The organism is Mesorhizobium bavaricum, assembly GCF_056781655.1.
Genome location: NZ_CM165566.1, coordinates 2,557,268 through 2,575,497, shown reverse-complemented (window position 1 = coordinate 2,575,497; position 18,230 = coordinate 2,557,268). Strand labels below are relative to the sequence as shown.

Annotated in this window: 16 protein-coding genes and 1 tRNA gene; 8 read left to right on the top strand and 9 right to left on the bottom strand. The window is 60.7% G+C overall.

All coding sequences use genetic code 11. From position 1 onward, the window contains the following. The first annotated feature begins 214 nt into the window (after positions 1-214). A complete protein-coding gene (locus AC1RZR_RS12440) occupies positions 215-583 on the top strand; it encodes a response regulator (protein WP_477270078.1) in 369 nt (122 codons plus the stop codon). 172 nt (positions 584-755) lie between these two features. Here AC1RZR_RS12440 and ctrA read toward each other — a convergent pair whose 3' ends face one another. After that, positions 756-1,451 carry a response regulator transcription factor CtrA gene (gene ctrA / locus AC1RZR_RS12435; RefSeq protein WP_006203583.1) on the bottom strand — a complete coding sequence of 232 codons (696 nt, stop codon included), beginning with the start codon at positions 1,449-1,451 and terminating at the stop codon, positions 756-758. Positions 1,452-1,902: 451 nt separating this feature from the next. Between ctrA and AC1RZR_RS12430 the strand changes: the two genes are divergently transcribed. Then, positions 1,903-2,280 carry a flagellar export protein FliJ gene (locus AC1RZR_RS12430; protein WP_111542795.1) on the top strand — a complete coding sequence of 126 codons (378 nt, stop codon included), beginning with the start codon at positions 1,903-1,905 and terminating at the stop codon, positions 2,278-2,280. Positions 2,281-2,364: 84 nt separating this feature from the next. Here the strand turns inward: AC1RZR_RS12430 and AC1RZR_RS12425 are convergent, their stop codons facing one another. Then, complete coding sequence (locus AC1RZR_RS12425; protein ID WP_477270075.1) at positions 2,365-2,763, bottom strand: winged helix-turn-helix transcriptional regulator; 399 nt, start codon at positions 2,761-2,763, stop codon at positions 2,365-2,367. Positions 2,764-2,851: 88 nt separating this feature from the next. Between AC1RZR_RS12425 and AC1RZR_RS12420 the strand changes: the two genes are divergently transcribed. Then, positions 2,852-3,778, top strand: a complete 927-nt coding sequence (locus tag AC1RZR_RS12420) for an NADP-dependent oxidoreductase (RefSeq protein WP_477270073.1) — start codon at positions 2,852-2,854, stop codon at positions 3,776-3,778. A 71-nt stretch (positions 3,779-3,849) separates the two neighbouring features. Here AC1RZR_RS12420 and sciP read toward each other — a convergent pair whose 3' ends face one another. Beyond that, complete coding sequence (gene sciP, locus AC1RZR_RS12415) at positions 3,850-4,125, bottom strand: CtrA inhibitor SciP (protein ID WP_013529904.1); 276 nt, start codon at positions 4,123-4,125, stop codon at positions 3,850-3,852. 282 nt (positions 4,126-4,407) lie between these two features. On the opposite strand from sciP, the gene mnmA reads away from it, so the two are divergent. Continuing rightward, positions 4,408-5,598 carry a tRNA 2-thiouridine(34) synthase MnmA gene (mnmA, locus tag AC1RZR_RS12410; protein ID WP_477270070.1) on the top strand — a complete coding sequence of 397 codons (1,191 nt, stop codon included), beginning with the start codon at positions 4,408-4,410 and terminating at the stop codon, positions 5,596-5,598. 57 nt (positions 5,599-5,655) lie between these two features. Here the strand turns inward: mnmA and AC1RZR_RS12405 are convergent, their stop codons facing one another. Then, entirely contained in the window at positions 5,656-6,621 is a 966-nt protein-coding gene (locus AC1RZR_RS12405; protein ID WP_477270068.1) for a Gfo/Idh/MocA family protein, read from the bottom strand. A gap of 239 nt (positions 6,622-6,860) precedes the next feature. Between AC1RZR_RS12405 and AC1RZR_RS12400 the strand changes: the two genes are divergently transcribed. Next, positions 6,861-6,937 (top strand) — tRNA-Met (locus AC1RZR_RS12400). A gap of 448 nt (positions 6,938-7,385) precedes the next feature. Here the strand turns inward: AC1RZR_RS12400 and AC1RZR_RS12395 are convergent. Further along, positions 7,386-7,775, bottom strand: a complete 390-nt coding sequence (locus tag AC1RZR_RS12395) for an ester cyclase (protein ID WP_481828569.1) — start codon at positions 7,773-7,775, stop codon at positions 7,386-7,388. Positions 7,776-7,957: 182 nt separating this feature from the next. Further along, complete coding sequence (locus AC1RZR_RS12390) at positions 7,958-8,842, bottom strand: LysR family transcriptional regulator (protein WP_477270046.1); 885 nt, start codon at positions 8,840-8,842, stop codon at positions 7,958-7,960. Positions 8,843-8,981: 139 nt separating this feature from the next. Between AC1RZR_RS12390 and AC1RZR_RS12385 the strand changes: the two genes are divergently transcribed. Both AC1RZR_RS12385 and AC1RZR_RS12380 read left to right on the top strand, forming a co-directional pair. Then, positions 8,982-10,631 carry an ABC transporter substrate-binding protein gene (locus AC1RZR_RS12385; RefSeq protein ID WP_481828568.1) on the top strand — a complete coding sequence of 550 codons (1,650 nt, stop codon included), beginning with the start codon at positions 8,982-8,984 and terminating at the stop codon, positions 10,629-10,631. Positions 10,632-10,660: 29 nt separating this feature from the next. Next, positions 10,661-11,638: a quinone oxidoreductase family protein gene (locus AC1RZR_RS12380; RefSeq protein WP_477270042.1), complete on the top strand. Its 978-nt coding sequence runs from the start codon at positions 10,661-10,663 to the stop codon at positions 11,636-11,638. A 218-nt stretch (positions 11,639-11,856) separates the two neighbouring features. Here the strand turns inward: AC1RZR_RS12380 and AC1RZR_RS12375 are convergent, their stop codons facing one another. Next, a complete protein-coding gene (locus AC1RZR_RS12375; protein ID WP_477270040.1) occupies positions 11,857-13,269 on the bottom strand; it encodes an alpha/beta fold hydrolase in 1,413 nt (470 codons plus the stop codon). 477 nt (positions 13,270-13,746) lie between these two features. Here AC1RZR_RS12375 and AC1RZR_RS12370 point away from each other — a divergent pair, with 477 nt between their 5' ends. Next, positions 13,747-15,582: a patatin-like phospholipase family protein gene (locus AC1RZR_RS12370; RefSeq protein ID WP_477270038.1), complete on the top strand. Its 1,836-nt coding sequence runs from the start codon at positions 13,747-13,749 to the stop codon at positions 15,580-15,582. A 129-nt stretch (positions 15,583-15,711) separates the two neighbouring features. On the opposite strand, the gene AC1RZR_RS12365 is transcribed toward AC1RZR_RS12370, so the two are convergent. Together AC1RZR_RS12365 and AC1RZR_RS12360 are read right to left on the bottom strand one after the other, a co-directional pair. Beyond that, positions 15,712-16,812 (bottom strand): branched-chain amino acid aminotransferase, encoded by a 1,101-nt coding sequence (locus tag AC1RZR_RS12365; RefSeq protein ID WP_477270036.1) that lies wholly within the window; start codon positions 16,810-16,812, stop codon positions 15,712-15,714. A 24-nt stretch (positions 16,813-16,836) separates the two neighbouring features. Beyond that, a complete protein-coding gene (locus AC1RZR_RS12360; RefSeq protein ID WP_477270034.1) occupies positions 16,837-18,210 on the bottom strand; it encodes an MFS transporter in 1,374 nt (457 codons plus the stop codon). Between the last annotated feature and the right edge of the window lie 20 nt (positions 18,211-18,230).

Below are 18,230 nucleotides of genomic sequence, written 5' to 3'. Positions count from 1 at the left end.
ATTTCAATCCGCAATACCTGCGGCAGCGTCTCGATCGAGGCGAGATGAGCTTCACCGGGCTGGTTGGGTCGAAGCATTGCGAAGAACAGTCCGCGCACGGCATCTTTGCAAAAATTTTACCTAAACGCTTTTCGGCTTCTTTACCAGATCGGTCTATGGTGCACTTCGGATGCCCCGACGCTACCGGATTGCCACAAGGCAAAAGGACCCGGAAATGAAACGCTGTATGTTCGTCGACGATTCAAGCGTCATCAGGAAGGTTGCAAAACGCATCCTGGGTGGTTCCGACATGGTTGTCATCGAGGCAGCCAGCGGACTTGACGCGCTCGAGATGTGCGCTGCCGATATGCCCGACATCATCGTCATCGACGGCGCCTTGCCGGATGTGGCGGCGGTCGATCTCATCCGCCGCGTGCGCGCCATGGAGAGCCCGGTAAGGCCGCAGATCCTGATTTCGCTGGTCGAGCTCGATATCGCTTCGATCATGCGGGCCAAGCGCGCCGGCGCTCAGGGCTATCTCCTGAAGCCATTCAACCGGCCGCAACTGCTCGAGCGTTTTCGCGCCTTGAAGATCGCCGCCTGATGCGGCTGGCCTGGAGCAATTCCAGGAAAGCATGTAACGGTTTTCTCGGGAAAAGCGCGTAGCGCTTTCCTCAGGGAATTGCGTAAAAACAAATAGTTATCAGCCCATCGCGCAAAAAACCCGGCCGGAGCCGGGTTTTTTGTCGAAGAAAAGTTCGGACGGTGTTCGCCGCTCAGGCGCTGACGCGGATGTCTTCCGGTTCGCGCAGCACATAGCCGCGACCCCAGACCGTCTCGATGTAATTCTGGCCGCCTGATGCCGCGTCGAGCTTCTTGCGTAGCTTGCAGATGAAGACGTCGATGATCTTCAACTCGGGCTCGTCCATGCCGCCATAGAGGTGGTTGAGGAACATTTCCTTGGTCAGCGTGGTGCCCTTGCGTAGCGAGAGCAGCTCCAGCATCTGATATTCCTTGCCGGTGAGGTGCACGCGCTGGCCGCCGACTTCAACGGTCTTGGCATCGAGGTTGACCACCAGGTCGCCGGTGGTGATGACCGACTGGGCATGGCCCTTGGAGCGCCGTACGATGGCATGGATGCGGGCGACCAGCTCATCCTTGTGGAACGGCTTGGTCATGTAGTCGTCGGCGCCGAAGCCGAGGCCGCGTACCTTGTCCTCGATACCGGCCATGCCGGAGAGGATGAGGATCGGCGTCTTCACCTTGGACAGGCGAAGCGTTCTCAGGACTTCATAGCCCGACATGTCCGGCAGGTTGAGGTCGAGAAGGATGATGTCGTAATCGTAGAGCTTGCCTAGATCGACACCCTCTTCGCCGAGATCGGTCGTGTAGACATTGAAACTTTCCGATTTCAGCATCAGTTCGATGCTTTGTGCGGTTGCACTGTCATCTTCTATCAGCAGAACACGCATTTCATTCCCCTTTTCTGCTGCCGGACCATTTCACGACCCGTCCAGGCCCGGAGCAGTGGTTGCCTTGTGCAGAGGCTGCCATCAAATGGTTAACAAAACCTAATTTCCCGTCCATCACGGTACCAGATTTTTTAACCTCTTTCTACACCCTCTTGAATCTAATAACGAATCCAGACCCAAATTCCTAATGCAACACATTAACAACCTGGACTAAGTGACTCCAGGGACTCATTGACGCGGCTCCCACATCGGCGGCCGGAATTTTTACCCGGCCTTAAGTCCTGACCCGTATGATTAACAATGCCCGTAAACGAATGGTTACCGCCGGCAAAAAACTTTAGGGTTTTGTTTCCCATAGTTCGGGGAAAGCCGGTGGACACGGGTGACGCTTGGGCCTTTCCAAGAGGTTTGGACGATATGTGCGGGTGTGCGTTTCTGGGAGTACCGAATCATGAAGTCACGTGAAAACCTCGTTCGGCTGAAACAGTTTCAGGTGAATGAGAAGCGGCGGCAGCTGCTGCAGCTCGACATGATGATCGCCGAGTTCGAGCGCATGGCCGTCGAACTGGAGCTTCAGATCACCGCCGAAGAAAAGAAAGCCGGCATCACCGACATCAACCATTTTGCCTACCCGACCTTTGCCAAGGCAGCGCGCTTGCGTCGCGACAACCTCAGAAATTCGCAAAGTGACCTCGCCCAGCAGCGAAGCACTGCCGAATCATTACTCGGCGAAGCTGAAGCGGAGCTTTCCAAGGCTGAGATGCTCGAATCACGCGACACCAAGATTCGCGAATCCGAGGTCGGCGGCCGCAGCGCCATGATCGGCTGAAGCCCGGCCTGTCTGTAAAGTTGGCGCTTGTCCCTCGGGCGGGCGCAGCATCCAGGTTTTCAGTTAAGCCGACTGAAAGCTGCCCTAGGCGGCCAAACCGCCTTCGTTTTCGCCAGTCGCCCGCGCCCTCGCCTCCTTGATGTCCGGCGCATGCTGTTCCGACCACGACCTGATCTGGTTGAGCAGTCCCGCCAGGTTCTGGCCAAGCTCGGTCAATTCATATTCGACACGCGGCGGAATGACCGGGAAGATCTCGCGCCGAACAAGGCCGTCGCGCTCAAGCACCCGCAGCGTCTGCGTCAGCATCTTCGGCGTGATGCCTTCAAGCTTGCGGGCGAGCTCGCCATTGCGCAGCCGGCCTTTGCGCAGCGCGCAAACCACCAGATACACCCATTTGCTGGCCAGCATCTCGAGCACCGTGTGCGAAGCACATGTCCGCCGGTACGCATCATAGCCGAAAGGGGAATCGTCTTCACTATCCATGAAGTACCTATGTATCAGAAAGGTACATACTAGACAAGAGGATATTACTATCCAAATGATAGTGGCACCAACCAGCAGGAGACATCCCATGCGTGCCGTTATCCAGAATTCCGTCGGCGGACCCGACGTCCTTGTCATCGCCAATCGGCCCGACCCCACACCACAGGCCGGCGAGGTGCTGGTCCGCGTCAAGGCAGCCGGCATCAATCCGGTCGATGGCTCCGTCCGCGCCGGCAATTATTCCCTGCTCGGCGAGCCGCCCTTCATCCTGGGCTGGGATATCTCAGGAACCGTCGAGGCGCTGGGCGCCGGCGTCTCTGGCTTCAAGGTCGGCGACGAGGTGTTCGGCATGCCGCGCTTCCCCAAGCAAGCCGCCGCTTATGCCGAACTTGCGGCTGTGCCTACCGATGAAATCGCACTGAAGCCGAACGGCGCCGACCACATCCAGGCAGGCGCATTGCCGCTGGCGGGCCTCACCGCCTGGCAAGGCCTCGTCCGCCATGGCGGGCTGAAATCAGGCCAGCGCGTGCTGATCCACGCCGCAGCCGGCGGCGTTGGCCACCTGGCGGTGCAGATCGCCAAGGCGCGCGGCGCTTACGTCATCGCCACCGCCAGCCCGCAGAAGCTCGATTTCGCCCGGTCGCTCGGCGCCGATGAGGTTCTCGACTACACCAAGAGCGATTTCGCCGACAAGGTTCGCGACATCGATCTCGTACTGGAGCCTATCGGCGGCGACCATGCCGAACATTCGCTGAAGGTGCTTAAGCGCGGCGGCGTGCTGGTGTCATTGCTCAATGTCAGCGACGCGACGAAGGTGCAGGCCAGCGCGCAGGGCATCCGGGTCGAGCGCATGTCAGTCGTGCCAGACCGTGAAGGCCTGCTGGAACTCGCCCGGTTGATCGATGCGAAAAAGCTCGTCGTCCACGTGGCGAAAAGCTTCCCGCTTGAGCAGGCAGGTGCTGCTCACGCCTTTCTCGCCACCAGGCCGATCGGCAAAGTGGCGCTGACGGCCTGAGCGCCAAAAGAATCGCTTCGAAAACAAAAGGGCGCGGAGTGCCGCGCCCTTTGATCGTGTTTAGACCGACTCTAATGCCGGTATTGCTGGATGCGCGTCGTGCGCAGCCCGGCAAGGCCATACTCGTCGATCGACGCCTGCCAGGACAGGAATTCCTCGGTGGTGAGCTTATAGCGCTGGCATGCTTCGTCAAGGCTCAAGAGCCCGCCGCGCACCGCAGCAACCACTTCCGCCTTACGCCGGATAACCCAGCGACGTGTATTCGTCGGCGGCAGATCGGCAATCGTAAGAGGGCTGCCGTCAGGCCCGATAACATACTTGACTCTCGGTCTAACCAGATCGGTCATCGTACTCTCTACAAAAAACTCAAAGACCCAATCCCCGCCACGTTACCGCCACAGCTTTAAAAATTGCCTAAGCAGACCCTAATGACTAGGTAAGGATCATGAACGCCGCGTTAGTCTTTTCGTCGGCATTTGAAACATCCGCCCGGAAGCGCCGGCGCCGCGCGGAAAAATCTTTCCATTCGCCGGACCGGTCGCTAGTCGATCGGCCAAGCTGGCGTAGCCGGAGAGCTTGACCTATATTCCCGTCATTGGCATTCAGGCGCCGCGCAGAACGAAAGAACCATGAACAGCCTCGATCTTCCCGGACGTCCCGAAAACACCCGCATCGTCGTCGCCATGTCGGGCGGCGTCGACTCGTCCGTCGTCGCCGGCCTGTTGAAGCGCGAGGGCTATGATGTCGTCGGCGTCACATTGCAGCTCTACGACCATGGCGCGGCGACGCACCGCGCCGGCTCATGTTGCGCCGGGCAGGACATCGACGATGCCCGCCGCGTCTCCGAGACGCTCGGCATTCCCCATTATGTGCTCGACTACGAGGAACGCTTCCGCAAGGCGGTCATCGATCCCTTCGCCGAAAGCTACGTCGCCGGCGAGACGCCGATCCCCTGTGTTTCCTGCAACCAGACGGTCAAGTTCGCCGATCTTCTGGCCACAGCCAAGGAGCTTGGTGCGGACGCTTTGGCCACCGGTCACTACATCCGCTCCGGTGCCAATGGCGCCCACCGCGCGCTCTACCGGCCGGTCGACGCCGACCGCGACCAGAGCTATTTCCTGTTCGCCACCACGCAGGCGCAGATCGATTATCTGCGCTTCCCCCTCGGCGGCCTGTCGAAGCCGCAGGTTCGCGCCATCGCCGAGGAGATGGGGCTGACGGTTGCCGCCAAGCAGGACAGCCAGGACATCTGCTTTGTGCCGCAGGGCAAATATTCCGACATCATCGCCAAGCTGAAGCCGGCTGCTGCCAATCCGGGTGACATCGTCCACATCGACGGCCGCTTGCTCGGCCGCCACGAGGGCATCCTGCGCTACACGATCGGCCAGCGCCGCGGCATCGGCATCGCTTCCGGCGAGCCACTTTACGTCGTCCATCTCGACGCCGACCGCGCCCGCGTCGTGGTCGGCCCGCGCGAGGCGCTGGAGACGCACAAGATCTATCTGCGCAACATGAACTGGCTGGGCGACGGGCCGCTTGCCGATGTTCCCACCGGTGGCCTGGAGCTGTTCGCCAAAGTCCGCTCGACGCGCCCGCCGCGCCCGGCCGTGCTGCATCACCGCGCTGGCGCCACTTGGGTGGAACTGGTCGACGGCGAGTCCGGCATCGCACCCGGACAGGCCTGCGTGCTCTATTCCGATGACGGCAACCAGGCGCGCGTGTTCGGCGGCGGCTTCATCGAGCGTTCGGAGCGTGGCGCGGAGGCAGAGGCAATGCTGACCCGGCTTGCCGCCAGGCCGGCGCAGATCCCCGCCGAGTAATCCACTACCCGCTCAGCAACTGTTTCGAAATTCGCTCGATAGAGTCCAAACGGTCTCTCAGGAATTGGGCGTGGTATGCGTGACCGTCCCCGCGGTCAGGATGCGCAGCACCCTGATCGCTTCCTCGCCGCTGGTGCGCGGCTCGGCTCGCGTCTCGATGCAATGGATGAAATGCTCCAGCTCACGCGTCAGCGGCATGCCTTGTGCAACCGCGACATAGGATGGCTCATTGGTGGTGAAGGCCCATTGGCCGCTGTCCTGCCACACAGCGTGGCGGTAGACGGCAAGCTTGCGTTCCCATGGTTCGACGTCGTCGAACACCGCCATCGCCTTGGTGCCGACCACGGTCAGCCGTCGCTCGCGATAGGGGTTTAGCCGCGAGGTGAAGAGATGGCTGCGCAGGCCGTTTGGAAAACGCATGTGCAGATGCGCGAAGTCGCTGAGATTGTCGAGCAGGGCGGCGCCCTCGCCGCGCACCTCGATCGGCTCGGTGCCGGTGATTGCCAGGATCATAGACAAATCGTGCGGCGCCAGGTCCCACAGCGCGTCGTTCTCGGTGTGGAACTTGCCGAGCCCGAGCCGGTGCGAATGGATGTAGCGGACTTCGCCGAGCTCGCCCTTGTCGATCAGCCCTTTCAGCGTCTCGAAGGCGGGATGGAACCGCAAGACATGGCCGACCATGAAGACGCGGCCATTGTCCTTGGCCGCCTGCACCGCGCGCTCGGCGTCCTCGACGGTCAGCGCGATCGGCTTTTCCACCAGCACGTCCTTGCCGCCTTCGACGGCGCGCACGGCAAGGTCGGCATGGAATTGCGGCGGCAACGCCATGACGATGGCGTCGATATCGTCCCGGACGAACAACTGGTCGGGCTCGATCGCCAGGCAGTCCTGCTCGCTGGCGAAGCCTTCGGCGCGAGCCGGGTTGACGTCGGAGACCGCGTGCAGCGCGCCGAGCGCCTTGAGGGTGCGGATGTGGTTGCTGCCCCAGTATCCGCAACCGAGGACTGCAATGCGCGGTTTCATCTGTTTCAAACTCTAAGAACTCGTGGCCGAGACATAGCGACGTGCCCCCACGAACTCAACCCGGCGGCGGCAACCAAATGTCTGCGCGGCAAAGCTTTTCGACAATGACAATAAGCCGGCAAGCCGGTTGCTTCGAAGCTTGACAGGCTCACCCTCCCAACCTTATATCCGCGCGACCTTGGCGAACGCCCCCGACATGCCTTTCGATTTGAGGCGGATTTCGGGCCTTTCGCCGCCCTGGCGGGGTAGCTCAGTTGGTTAGAGCACGGGAATCATAATCCTGGGGTCGGGGGTTCAAGTCCCTCTCCCGCTACCACTCTCAAAGTCCAAACAATTCTCCGGTGCGGGATGTGCGGCCGAAAACTAGCGAGAGCGGAAACAACGTTCCCGCCCAAACTGTTCTCCGAATGCCCGTCATTCTCCGAAGCTGGGGAGTGGCCCCAAAAATCCCCAGGTTTTGAAAGCAGCAATATCAATGCCTTAGCGCCGGCCTTGCTGAGGGCAGTTTTGCGGTTCGCTCGCCTGTCAAAAAACCACAACTAGGCCATCGTTCGCTAGGTCCGGCTTGCACCACTACGGACTTCGCCAAGCCACTACTCGGACGTCGCGTTTTGGGCCGACATCGGACGTGCGGTTACGAGGCTCGGAATGTCCGAAGCGGACCTTCGGTGCCCTGCGTATATCGAGGTGAACTGACCCGTTGCGAACGTCAGGGGCAAAAAGGGCGTGAAACGTGGCCGGCCGTGTGTCGCCTTCTCCTGAGGCTAGGAGGGAAAGGCACCAAGCTGTATCAACAGGCCGAGCAGGTCTGGCTGGCCGTATTCCTTGACGATCTGGCCATTCTCCAAGTGATAGATGTTCAGAGCCTGGACGCTGATTGTCTTTTGAGTTGGCGGCACGCCCATGAACGTTCCGGTGTGGGTGCCGTTCATTGTGAGGCGGGCGGCGACCTTATCTTCCTCGGCAATCGTTTCTTCCAACGTCCATTGGATGTCGGAAAAGCCTCCTCGCATCATTGCGACGATCGCCATATAGCCCGCAGGCCCGATCATCGGCTCTGGCCTTCCGGGGACATGGAAAATGGCATTCGGCGAGACGAGTTCGTTCGCCAGCTTTTCATCCGCCGCGTTGATGAACTCGACGAATTTGGCCATGAAGGAGGTGGCGGTGCTGCTCATAACAAATGTCCCATTTGGCTGAAGCCGCGTTAGCAGCGATCGAGGGGCGTCTACGCTCTGCATAGAGCGGGATCAATCGCTGCAACCGCTGTTGACCTACAACAAATTTGCTCGAATGCACTCCGCGCGGGACTGGAGATGATCCGGCAATCGCGCCGCTACCGTCCGAATTTGGCAACGGCGAAATCCAAGAAGCTCCTGAGTTTAGCCGTTACGCGGCGGTCGTGAGCGTAGATCACATTGAGTGGCCGCGTCGGCGGATGATAGGCCGGCAAGATCCCAACCAATTCGCCGCTTGCCAGTGCCTTAGTCACCACTTCGCTCGGCTGCAGCAAGACGCCCACCCCAGCTACCGCCGCACTAAGCAGGGGCTCGCCATGATCGGCCATCACGCGGCCCGATATCGGAACCACAATCCGTCCATCCGGGCCGTCGAACGTCCAGTGCGTTCGCAACTCAGTGTGGGAAAAGCCAAGACATTCGTGCTGTTGAAGATCAAGCGGGTGCGTGATGGCTGAATGTGCCTGCAGGTATGCAGGGGCGGCGCATAGGACCAGCCTATAGGGAGCCAAGGCTCTGGCGATGAGGCCGCTGTCGGCAAGTTCGCCGGTTCGAAAGACCGCATCATATCCCTCGTCAACAACGTCGACCGCTCGATTGGAAAGCGTCAATTCGATTGAAATCTGCGGATGGGCCTTCAGATATTCCGGCAGACAAGGACTTAGGCTGTGCATGCCGAAGCTGACCGGAGCGTTGATTCTCAGCCTGCCGGTCGGAACCGACTTTGTCTCTTCAGCTAGCCCCTCTGCCGTTTCAACTTGGGCGAGGATGTGCTTGGCCCGCTCATAATAGCCACGTCCGAAGTCAGTCATACTCTGCCGACGTGTGGTGCGGTTTAGAAGGCGCACCCCAAGATGGTCCTCCAGCGCGCGAACGTGCTTCCCGACCAGCTGCGGCGAGGTCGACAGGGCTTCCGCCGCCGCTGAAAAGGACCCGAGTTCCACAGCCTTCACGAATAGGGTCATGCTGGCGAAACGGTCCATTTTAGCCAATTCGTTTCAAGTGTTGTTCGCTGATGCCGATTTATCTCGATTGCGTTTCATATGGAAGTGCCATCGCCGGCCCGATAGGAAATCCCCTATGGCCGTTCGCGCGGGACAAATGCTGCTTTAAGGAAGCGAAATGCCAATGTTTAAGAGCAATTTCGACAAGGTTCCCGAGCACATCTACGCCTCGGCAGCATCTTGTTTGAACGGTCGGCTGGATCGTCGCGAATTCCTGGCATTGGCAAGTGCGTTCGGCGCATCGGCGCCTCTGGCCTACGGGCTGATCGGTGCATCGTTGACGCCGGCACTGGCGGCGGAGCCCAAGCGCGGTGGGACCCTAAAGGTAGCGATGTTCGTCAAAGACCCGAAGGACCCGCGGACAGCGGACTGGTCGGAGATTGCCAATGCTGAACGCCAGACGCTCGAGCCGCTCGTCAAGTATACCACCGACTACACTTTCGAAGGCCGCCTGCTCGAATCCTGGGAGGTCAACGACAATGCGACGCAGTTTGTCCTCCATTGCAGGCACGGCGCCACCTGGAACAATGGCGACCCGTTTACGGTCGATGATGTTGTCTTCAATCTGCGACGTTGGTGTGAGCGGGATGCTGCCGGCAACTCCATGGCCGGGCGGATGGGCACGCTCATCGATCAATCAACCGGCAAGTTGCGCGAGACGGCCATCGAACGCCTCGATGACATGACCCTGCGGATCACACTTCCACAGCCGGACATTACGTTCATTCCTACTCTGGCCGACTATCCGGCCCTGCTGGTTCACAAAAGCTTCGACGAAAAAGGCGCGACCTTTAGCGCATGCCCAATCGGAACCGGACCGTTCGAGTTGGTTTCCTACGATGTTGGCGTCCGCGTCGTTTTGAAACGTCGCACAAATGGAAAATGGTGGGGCGGCGAACCGCACCTCGATGGCATCGAGTTCATTGATTACGGGTCCGACCCGAACGCAACCTTGGGAGCGTTCGAAGCCAACGAGATCCACACGAATTACGAATCGCCGGTAGACCAGGTGGCAGCCTTAAATGGACTTGGGCTGGTAAAAGGTGAGGCGGCGACCGCGGGCACGTTGTTGGCCCGGATGAATGTCACCAACAAACCCTTTGACGATCAGCGGGTGCGCAACGCGCTGCAGTTGGCCGTGGATAACAAGGTTGTGCTTGATCTTGGCTATAGCGGCGCCGGCGATGTGGCGCACAACCACCATGTCTCTCCAATTCATCCCGAGTACGTCGAGCTGCCCGTGGTCGGGCGTGACATCGACAAGGCCGGCCGGTTGCTTCAGGAGGCCGGCCGCGCGGACTTCGAGTTCGAGCTCATCACGGCCGACGAGGACTTTCACCGGAATTCGGGCGACGCTATCGCCGCTCAGTTGCGTGAAGCGAAGATCAAGATCAAGCGCACCGTCCTGCCGGGATCAACCTTTTGGAATGATTGGACGAAGTACCCGTTTTCGATGACGACCTGGAACATGCGGCCACTCGGCGTCCAGGTCCTTGCCGTCGCATATCGGACGGGCGAGGCCTGGAACGAATCGGCGTGGTCAAATCCCGAATTCGACGCCAAGCTCAATGCCGCACTTGCCATTCCCGATGCCGAGAAGCGCAAGGCTCTGATGAAGGACATCGAGGCTATGCTGCAGGATGCCGGGATTCTCATCCAGCCCTACTGGCGAAAGCTGTACAAGCACTGGGTCCCAGCCGTCAAGGGTGTCCGGGTCCATCCGACGCAGGAACACGAATACTTCGATGCCTGGCTGGATGAAGGCTGAACCCGGAACCAGCTGTCATGCAAAGCGGAATGCGATCGATCGTCATCAGCCGCTACGGCGGTCCGGAGGTCCTTGAGTGGAAGACCGTTCCGGTCGTTTCGCTACGCGCCTCGGAGATCAGGATCAGGACCATCGCCGCCGCAGTCAATCACACCGACCTCGAGATAAGGGCGGGCAACTGGCCTATCCGCAAGCCAGCGCCTTTTCCATACGTGCCCGGCGTGGAAGTCGTAGGCGAGGTGGTTGAGGCGGGGTCTTCCGCGGGTCGTGCACTTGTTGGCCAGCAGGTCATCACGATGATGCAGGGCCTCGGCGGGGTCCGGGCCGATCGGCCAGGGGGTTATGCCGAGTTCGTGACGGTCGATGCCAGTGCGGCAGCTCAACTACCCGCCGGCACGGATCCGCTGGCTATTGCGGCGATTGGGCTAGCCGGCGTCACCGCCCACGAGGGCTTGCAACGCCTCGGACCGCTCGATGGACGGCACGTCATGGTCACCGGCGCGGCAGGCGGCGTGGGCTCGGCGGCGGTTTCGCTTGCCAGTGCGCTCGGCGCACATGTGCTGGGCCTCGTCTCGCGGCCGGAGCAGGCCGATTACGTTCGCGCGCTGGGAGCCGAACGGGTCTTGGCTTCGAAGGCCGGTGAACTGTCTCTGGTCGAGCCGCAAAGCCTCGACGGCGTTTTCGATACGGTGGGCGCAGCCGTGTTTGAAACATCGGTCTCCGCCCTGAAACCTGGCGGGACGATGTCCCTTGTTGGCGCGGTAGGGGGTAGTGATGTCCGGTTCGATCTCTGGAACCTGATCCGGCCGGTATCGCTGACTGGCTATTCAACAGAGAACCTTGACGGGACGGCACTTGAAGCCGCCATCGCAACGCTGGCGCACCTTCTCGCCCAACGAGCTATGCGGACACCAGAATGGACAACGATGCGGATCTCTGAGGCTTCCCTTGCACATGCCGCGCTCGAACAGGGGGGAGGCAAGGGGCGTATCCTGCTGGTGCCTTAGACCCTGCCGATACCGACGCGGCGATTGGCAGCTTTTGGCGCATCCATGACCTCCCGGCACTGTCGCCGGCGTGTCGGCTTTAAGGTAAGTGGCAGAGCCAGCTTCAATGGCCAATTTGAGGCGCATTGCTGCCATTCCATGGTCGCAAATGAAGGTCTCCAACGGCTCAAAACTTTGCCGTAGCACTGGCAGTTCCAAAGTGGATCACCGGTCGTAAGCTACGCGACCGGATTGTGCATCGCCAGGAAGACAGCCGTTTCCTCGAAAAACTGGTCGTAGGCTGACGTGCCTTCAATGAGCACGTGGTTATTTCCCGGCAGTTCGACGAACATCGCCCCCGGAATGAGTTTTGCCATCAGGCGGCCCTCCTCGATCGGCACGACGCGATCGCCCACGCAATGCAGCACGAGCGTTGGCACACGGACCCTCTTTGCCAGCTCTGTCACCTCAACTTTGCTGTTCATTTGCCAAAGTCGCATCGCCGCCTTGGGGCTCGTGGCAATGCGCTGTAGTTCGTCAAAGCTCGCCATAATCTCATGTGGGGCGTCGGGGATGAACGTCGAAGTGAAGAAATGCCTGAAAACAGGATTCGGCGAGCCCCAGCCGTCGCGGATCATCATCGCCCCGGCTTCATATAGCTTCCTTTGGTCGAGACCCGGTCGCTTTAGCCGACCTCGGACAAAACCACCCAGCAGGACGAGACATGTCACTTGCTTCGGATGCTCTACAGCATAGCGCACGGAAAAGGCGCAGGCTTGCGAGATGCCGAGAAGCGCGAACCGATCCACCTGTGCAGCGGTCGCGACTGTGGACATGTCATCGGCCATTGCATTTTCCGATATAGTCTCAACCTCCCAGTCGGAGAGGCCGTTTCCGCGTTGATCGAACCGCACGAGATGGCAAAACTTGGCGAGCTTCGCGAGCATCGGACGCCAAATTGGACTGTGCCATTCATACTCAAGATGGTTCAGCCAGTTCGGACCCTTCAGCACCGGCGCTCCCTGGCCAATGCTGGCCCAAGCCAGTTGCACACCGTCCGACGCCGTCGCGAACTGCACCCTCTGATGCAGCGCCGCCTCGACAGGTCGAGTCGTCTGCAGCGCCGCGTCGGGCGTCCACTGCCAGACACGGATGGGTCGGGAGATGTTCTTTACCCGCTGGTTGCCCATGTCACGGAAGGGGACTTGGATCCGGTCCTCGACTGCCTGATGCACAATGTCCGAGACGCACACGCCGCCCGGCTTGGCGAGCCCCTCTAGCCGCGAGGCCACGTTTACGCCGTCGCCGAAGACATCTCCGTCCTCGAAGAGGACGTCACCGAGATTGATCCCGACGCGGTAAAGGATTTGGGTGTTCTCGGGCTCACCGCTGTTCCGCTCCGCCATCGATCGTTGGATTTCGACAGCGCTCTCAACCGCCTCGACGACGCTCGCAAACTCGACGAGCAGGCCGTCCCCCGTGGTCTTGACGATATTGCCCCGATGCGCCGCGATGCTGGGCCTGACGACCTCACCAATATGTGCCTTCATGCGCGCAAGCGTGCCGGCTTCGTCCACCTCCATCATCCGGCTATAGCCGGAAACATCCGCGGCAAGGATCGCCGCAAGCTTCCGCTCGAAAGGGTCGGCCACGTCAACCATCCCGCAGCGTACGGGTCGAGCAGCCCTTTTGTCGAGCTGCATTCCTAGCCACGGGCCTCGATGTGCTGCAGCGTTCAGATGCAAAGACCGTACGAGATCGATCGAGCTTCAAACTCATGGCGAGATGTCCGTTCATGGGCACGACCAAGACATTGTCACCCGCTATGTCGCTTTCGGCGCCAGCGATCTATCGATATGACCGAGATGCGGCGCATTGCTGCCATCCGCAACGCGGACGATGAAGGTCACCGCAGGTCAGACCTCACAACCAGCAGGCATTGCGCCGTTGGCGCTCCCACTCAACGGGAAAGCCGCGCACCAGCGGCTGCAATTGCATCTTCGGAGGCTGTAGCCCGTCGAGGACTGCCTCAACGTTGCGGTTCGGCTCGGATCGCGCGTTGCGACGCTGCAAACACGAGCGGTACGGGATACAATTACCGGAGCGAATGCGTCCCCGGGATGGCTCAAATGTCCTCTGTCGATTCTCTCGCCGCGAGATTATTGTCGGCGACATTGATGTTCGATCGGGCGTCGTTACTGGCGCTCGAGGCTTTGGCTGCCGAATCCGACCGTCGGGTCCTGAGGCGCGGTGAGGTCCTGGTTCGCGAAGGCGATCCATCGGACAGGTTCTTCGTCGTGCTGTCCGGTCGCTTTACGGTACACAAAGGAGATCCGATTGGCACGGTCGCCGAGATCGCACAGGGCGAACTAGTCGGCGAAATTGGTTTCTTTGCAGGGCTGCCCCGTACGGCTACTGTCCTTGCAGCGCGCGATTCGATCGTCCTTGAAATCAGTCGTAATCATTTCGAGAAGGCGGCCGAGGCTTTGCCGAACCTGAGAGAGGCGGTCACAATATCTCTGGCGCGCCGGTTCGCCACGCAATCTCCGATTTTGTCACGTCTCCAGAACCCTGCCAAGATCCGAACGCTTGCCGTCATTGCAGCCGGCGGAAGTCGCATCTCACCGGTTTTCATCGGGCGCCTACAGCAAGAGTTCGGCGCGGTCACGCGCGCTCAGTTCGTTTCCCGGCTAGACGTCCACGCGAAGTTCGCAGGTCGTCCGATCGACGGCCAGCCGGTCCTTAACTGGTTGAACGAACTGGAGGCGCAAGCTGAATTCGTTGTCTACGTCGCCGATGAAGAACCTAATGAATGGACACGAGTCTGCATTCGCCAGGCCGATACCGTCCTGTTGCTGGCGAACGCGTCCTCCTCGCCTCGCTTGAACGCGTCCGAGGAATTGGCGCTATCGGTCCATCCACCATCGACCGGTCGGCTTGTCCTAATTCACGACAATCGCTCGGCTGCGGTCTCCGGCACCTCTGCGTGGCTCGATGAGCGTCCCTATGTCGGCCAGCATCATCATGTTGCGCTGGAGGACGAGGCTGATATCCAGCGCCTGGTTCGATTTATTTCCTGCAAGGCACGTGGCTTCGTGGCGGCGGGGGGTGGGTCCCTGGGCAGCGCCCATCTGGGCGTCTACAAGGCCTTCGTCGAGGCGGGCGGGCGCTTCGACTATCTCGGCGGGACGAGTTCCGGAGCGGCGATGATGGCCGGCTTCGCAAGAGGGTTGGACGCGGAGCAGATCGACCGCGGCACGCACAACGTATTTGTCAAGAGTCGGGCGTTTCGGCGCCCCACCTTGCCGCGTTTCGCGCTTCTAGATCACAAAACCTTCGATCGAGCCCTTCGGGAGGAATACGGCGACGTTCTGATCGAAGATCTTTGGCTTCCGTTCTTTGCGCTTTCGACCAATCTGAGCAGCCGTCAGCCCCATGTCCACCGTCGTGGAAAACTCTGGCAAGCCGTTCGGGCATCCGGCTCGATCCCGGGTGTCCTGCCGCCGTTCTTTACGGCTGACGGCGATATGCTAGTGGACGGCGCCATCATGAACAATTTGCCGCTGGAACAGATGAGGAAACTCAAGACCGGCCCCAACGTCATCGTGAGCTTTGGGTCCAGTGGACCGCAAAAATACCACATCGACTATGACCACATCCCCGGAAGATCGGAACTGGCGGTCGCGCTGCTGAACCCTTTCGGCCGTGCCCGCTTGCCGCAGGTTCCGAGCATGCTTCAGGTTATTGCCGCGAGTATGCTGGCACACGGGCCGCAGGACCTTGCCGTCGGCGACGAGGATGTCTTGGTCTGTCCGCAGGTTTCGAGCACGATCGGGTTCATGGATTGGAGGCGGCATTCCGAGTTGTTTTCGGACGCCTACGACCGCACGGCGCAATGGATCGAGGAACGGCTGCTCCAGAACGACTCAGGGCTCCGGGCGGTGCTGGGTAACGCACATACTTAGGACTGGCGCCAGCCACGCTGATTCCGCCGCGTTCGTCGACTGGATCAGGTCGGAGGTCGAAGCTTAACCGGATCCGTCATGGGGTTGGTGGAACTCCAGCACGTGCGATGCCTGCGCGCGCGTGAGGTCTCAAGTCCCCCTTATCTCATGAACCCAGCCATGCGGATCGGGAGCTTGACCGCGCTGGATGCCGACCAGCCGTTCGCGAAGCCTTCTGGTGGTGTGGCCTGTCTGGCCTCCGGTGATCTGAAGCTCCCCGCCGCCAAACTTGACCGTGCCGATGCCAGCAATGACGGCAGCGGTGCCGCAGGCGAATGCCTCCTTCAACCTGCCGCTCGCGGTATCGGCTTTCAACTCTTCGAACGAGTAGGGCCGCTCATGCACGGTCATGCCGGATTCAGCGGCAAGCTGGATCACGGCATCTCGGGTAATGCCGGGGAGAATCGTGCCCAGCGCAGGCGTGACGAGTGAACCGTCCTCCATCACGAAGAACACATTCATGCCACCAAGCTCTTCAATCCAGTGGCGCTCGGATGCGTCGAGGTAGATAACCTGAGCGCATCCATTGCTTGTCGCTTCAGCTTGCGCGGCAAGGCCGCTCGCGTAGTTTCCGCCACATTTCACATCTCCGGTTCCACCGGGCGCGGCGCGCGTATACTGCTCTGAAACCCATATGCTCACCGCCCTCTCGCCGCCCTTGAAATAGGGGCCGACGGGCGAGGTGATGACGCAGAAAATATATTCCTTCGCGGGCCGCACACCCAGGAACACTTCGGTCGCGAACATGAAGGGGCGGATATAGAGGCTGCCGTCGCCATCGGGAATCCATTTCGCGTCGGTGGCAACCAGGGTCTCCACGGCCGCGATGAAGTCGCTCACCGGCAGTTCCGGCATAGCCAGCCGACGCGCAGAGTTGTTGAACCGCTTTGCGTTTTCCTCGGGTCGGAAGAGCACAGGCCGTCCATCGGTGTTTCGATAGGCCTTCATGCCCTCGAAGATCTCCTGCCCATAATGCAGGACGGCGCTGGCGGGATCGAGGGCAAAGGGCTGCCGCGCCTTTATCGTCGAGGCGTGCCAGCCGGCATCGGGGTTCCAGCGGGCAACAGCCATGTGGTCACTGAACAGCGTACCGAATCCGGGCGCTTCAAGGGCCTTGAGACGGTCAGCCTCGGGATATGGACTCGCACTCGGCGTAACCTCGAAAACCAGCGGAGAAATTTGGTCGGACATCGTTCTTTTCCCTTTTAACGGATTTTACTTTGAGCCGTGCGATTGTCGACCTGGCTGCAGGACTTTCCCGGCCTTTCGGTGGAGATGACGAACGGACGGCAAAAGGCGAAGCAGGCTGATGCCGCCACCCAGCACAGCCAGCGCGGCGCCAAGCCAGATGGCGACCTCGACGCCGTTTTCCGGCCACGTCGAAAGACAGAACGCCACCGCCGCTGCTCCGATGGACTGTCCCAGCAATCGCGACGTAGCCAGTATCCCACCCGCGCCGCCGCTGCGGTCGCGTGGGGCGCTGCTCATCAGCGCGACCATGTTGGGTGACTGGAAGAACCCGAAGCCCACGCCGCACAGGAACAAGCGCCAGCCGACGTCGAACACGCCGGCAGAGCCCGGCATGGTCACCAGAAGCCCGAGACCGACAGCGAGGATGACCAATCCCGCAAATCCCAGGATGCCGGGGGCGATGCGATCGGCAAGCGGTGCGGCAACCAGCGTCATGAACGCCAACGCCGCCGGCCAGGGCGCGATCAGAAAACCGGCTTCGACCTGCGTGAAACCCATCTCGAACGTAAACAGGAAGGGCAGCACCACGAAGACCAGGCCCTGAACGGCAAAAGCGCAGATCGAGGTCGCTGCCGAAAGGGTAAAGAGTGGGATCCTGAACAGATCGACGGCGAGGATCGGCGCGGTCCGTCCTGTTTCGCGCCGGCGAAGCCAATATCCGCAGATGAGACCACCAGCGAAGGCGAGCACGACCGGCTGCCAGCCGAGATGCGCCATGCCGGCGATGGCGAACAGAAAGCACGCGAACATCGCCGCGCAGAGGAGTGCCGAAGCCGGATCGAACGGACGGATGTTGCGATCGGTGGCAGGCAGGCTGATGATGCCAAAACCAAAGGCCATCAGGGCGATCGGAACGCTCAGAAGGAACAGCCAGGGCCATTCCGCTACCGAGAGAACGGTCGAGGTCGCGGTAGGCCCGACCGTGAAGGCGATGCCCACGATCATCGCATAGAGGCCGAGCCCACGCCCGAGCCTTTCCGGCGGATAGAGCGTTCGGATCAGCGCCGGGGTCGTGGCCGAAATAGCGGCCGAGCCCAGCCCCAGCAAGGCGCGGCCCGTCATCAGGGCCAACAAGGAATCCGCGAGACCCGCGGCGAGAGAGCCGAGCGCGAATACCAGAAGGCCAACAAGAAAGATCCGCCGATGACCGTGGATCTCGCCAAGCGCCGCAAGGGGCAACAGGGCGGCGATCACCGCGAGGTAGTAGACGTTGATGATCCAGATCGTCGTGGCGGCGGGTACGCCGAGCCCAAGCGCGATCGCCGGAACGGCCGTGCTGGTGAGCGAGATGTCCAGCGTGATGATGGCGACCCCGAGCATCACGGCGACGAGGGCCATCACATTCATCCGGGGCCGGA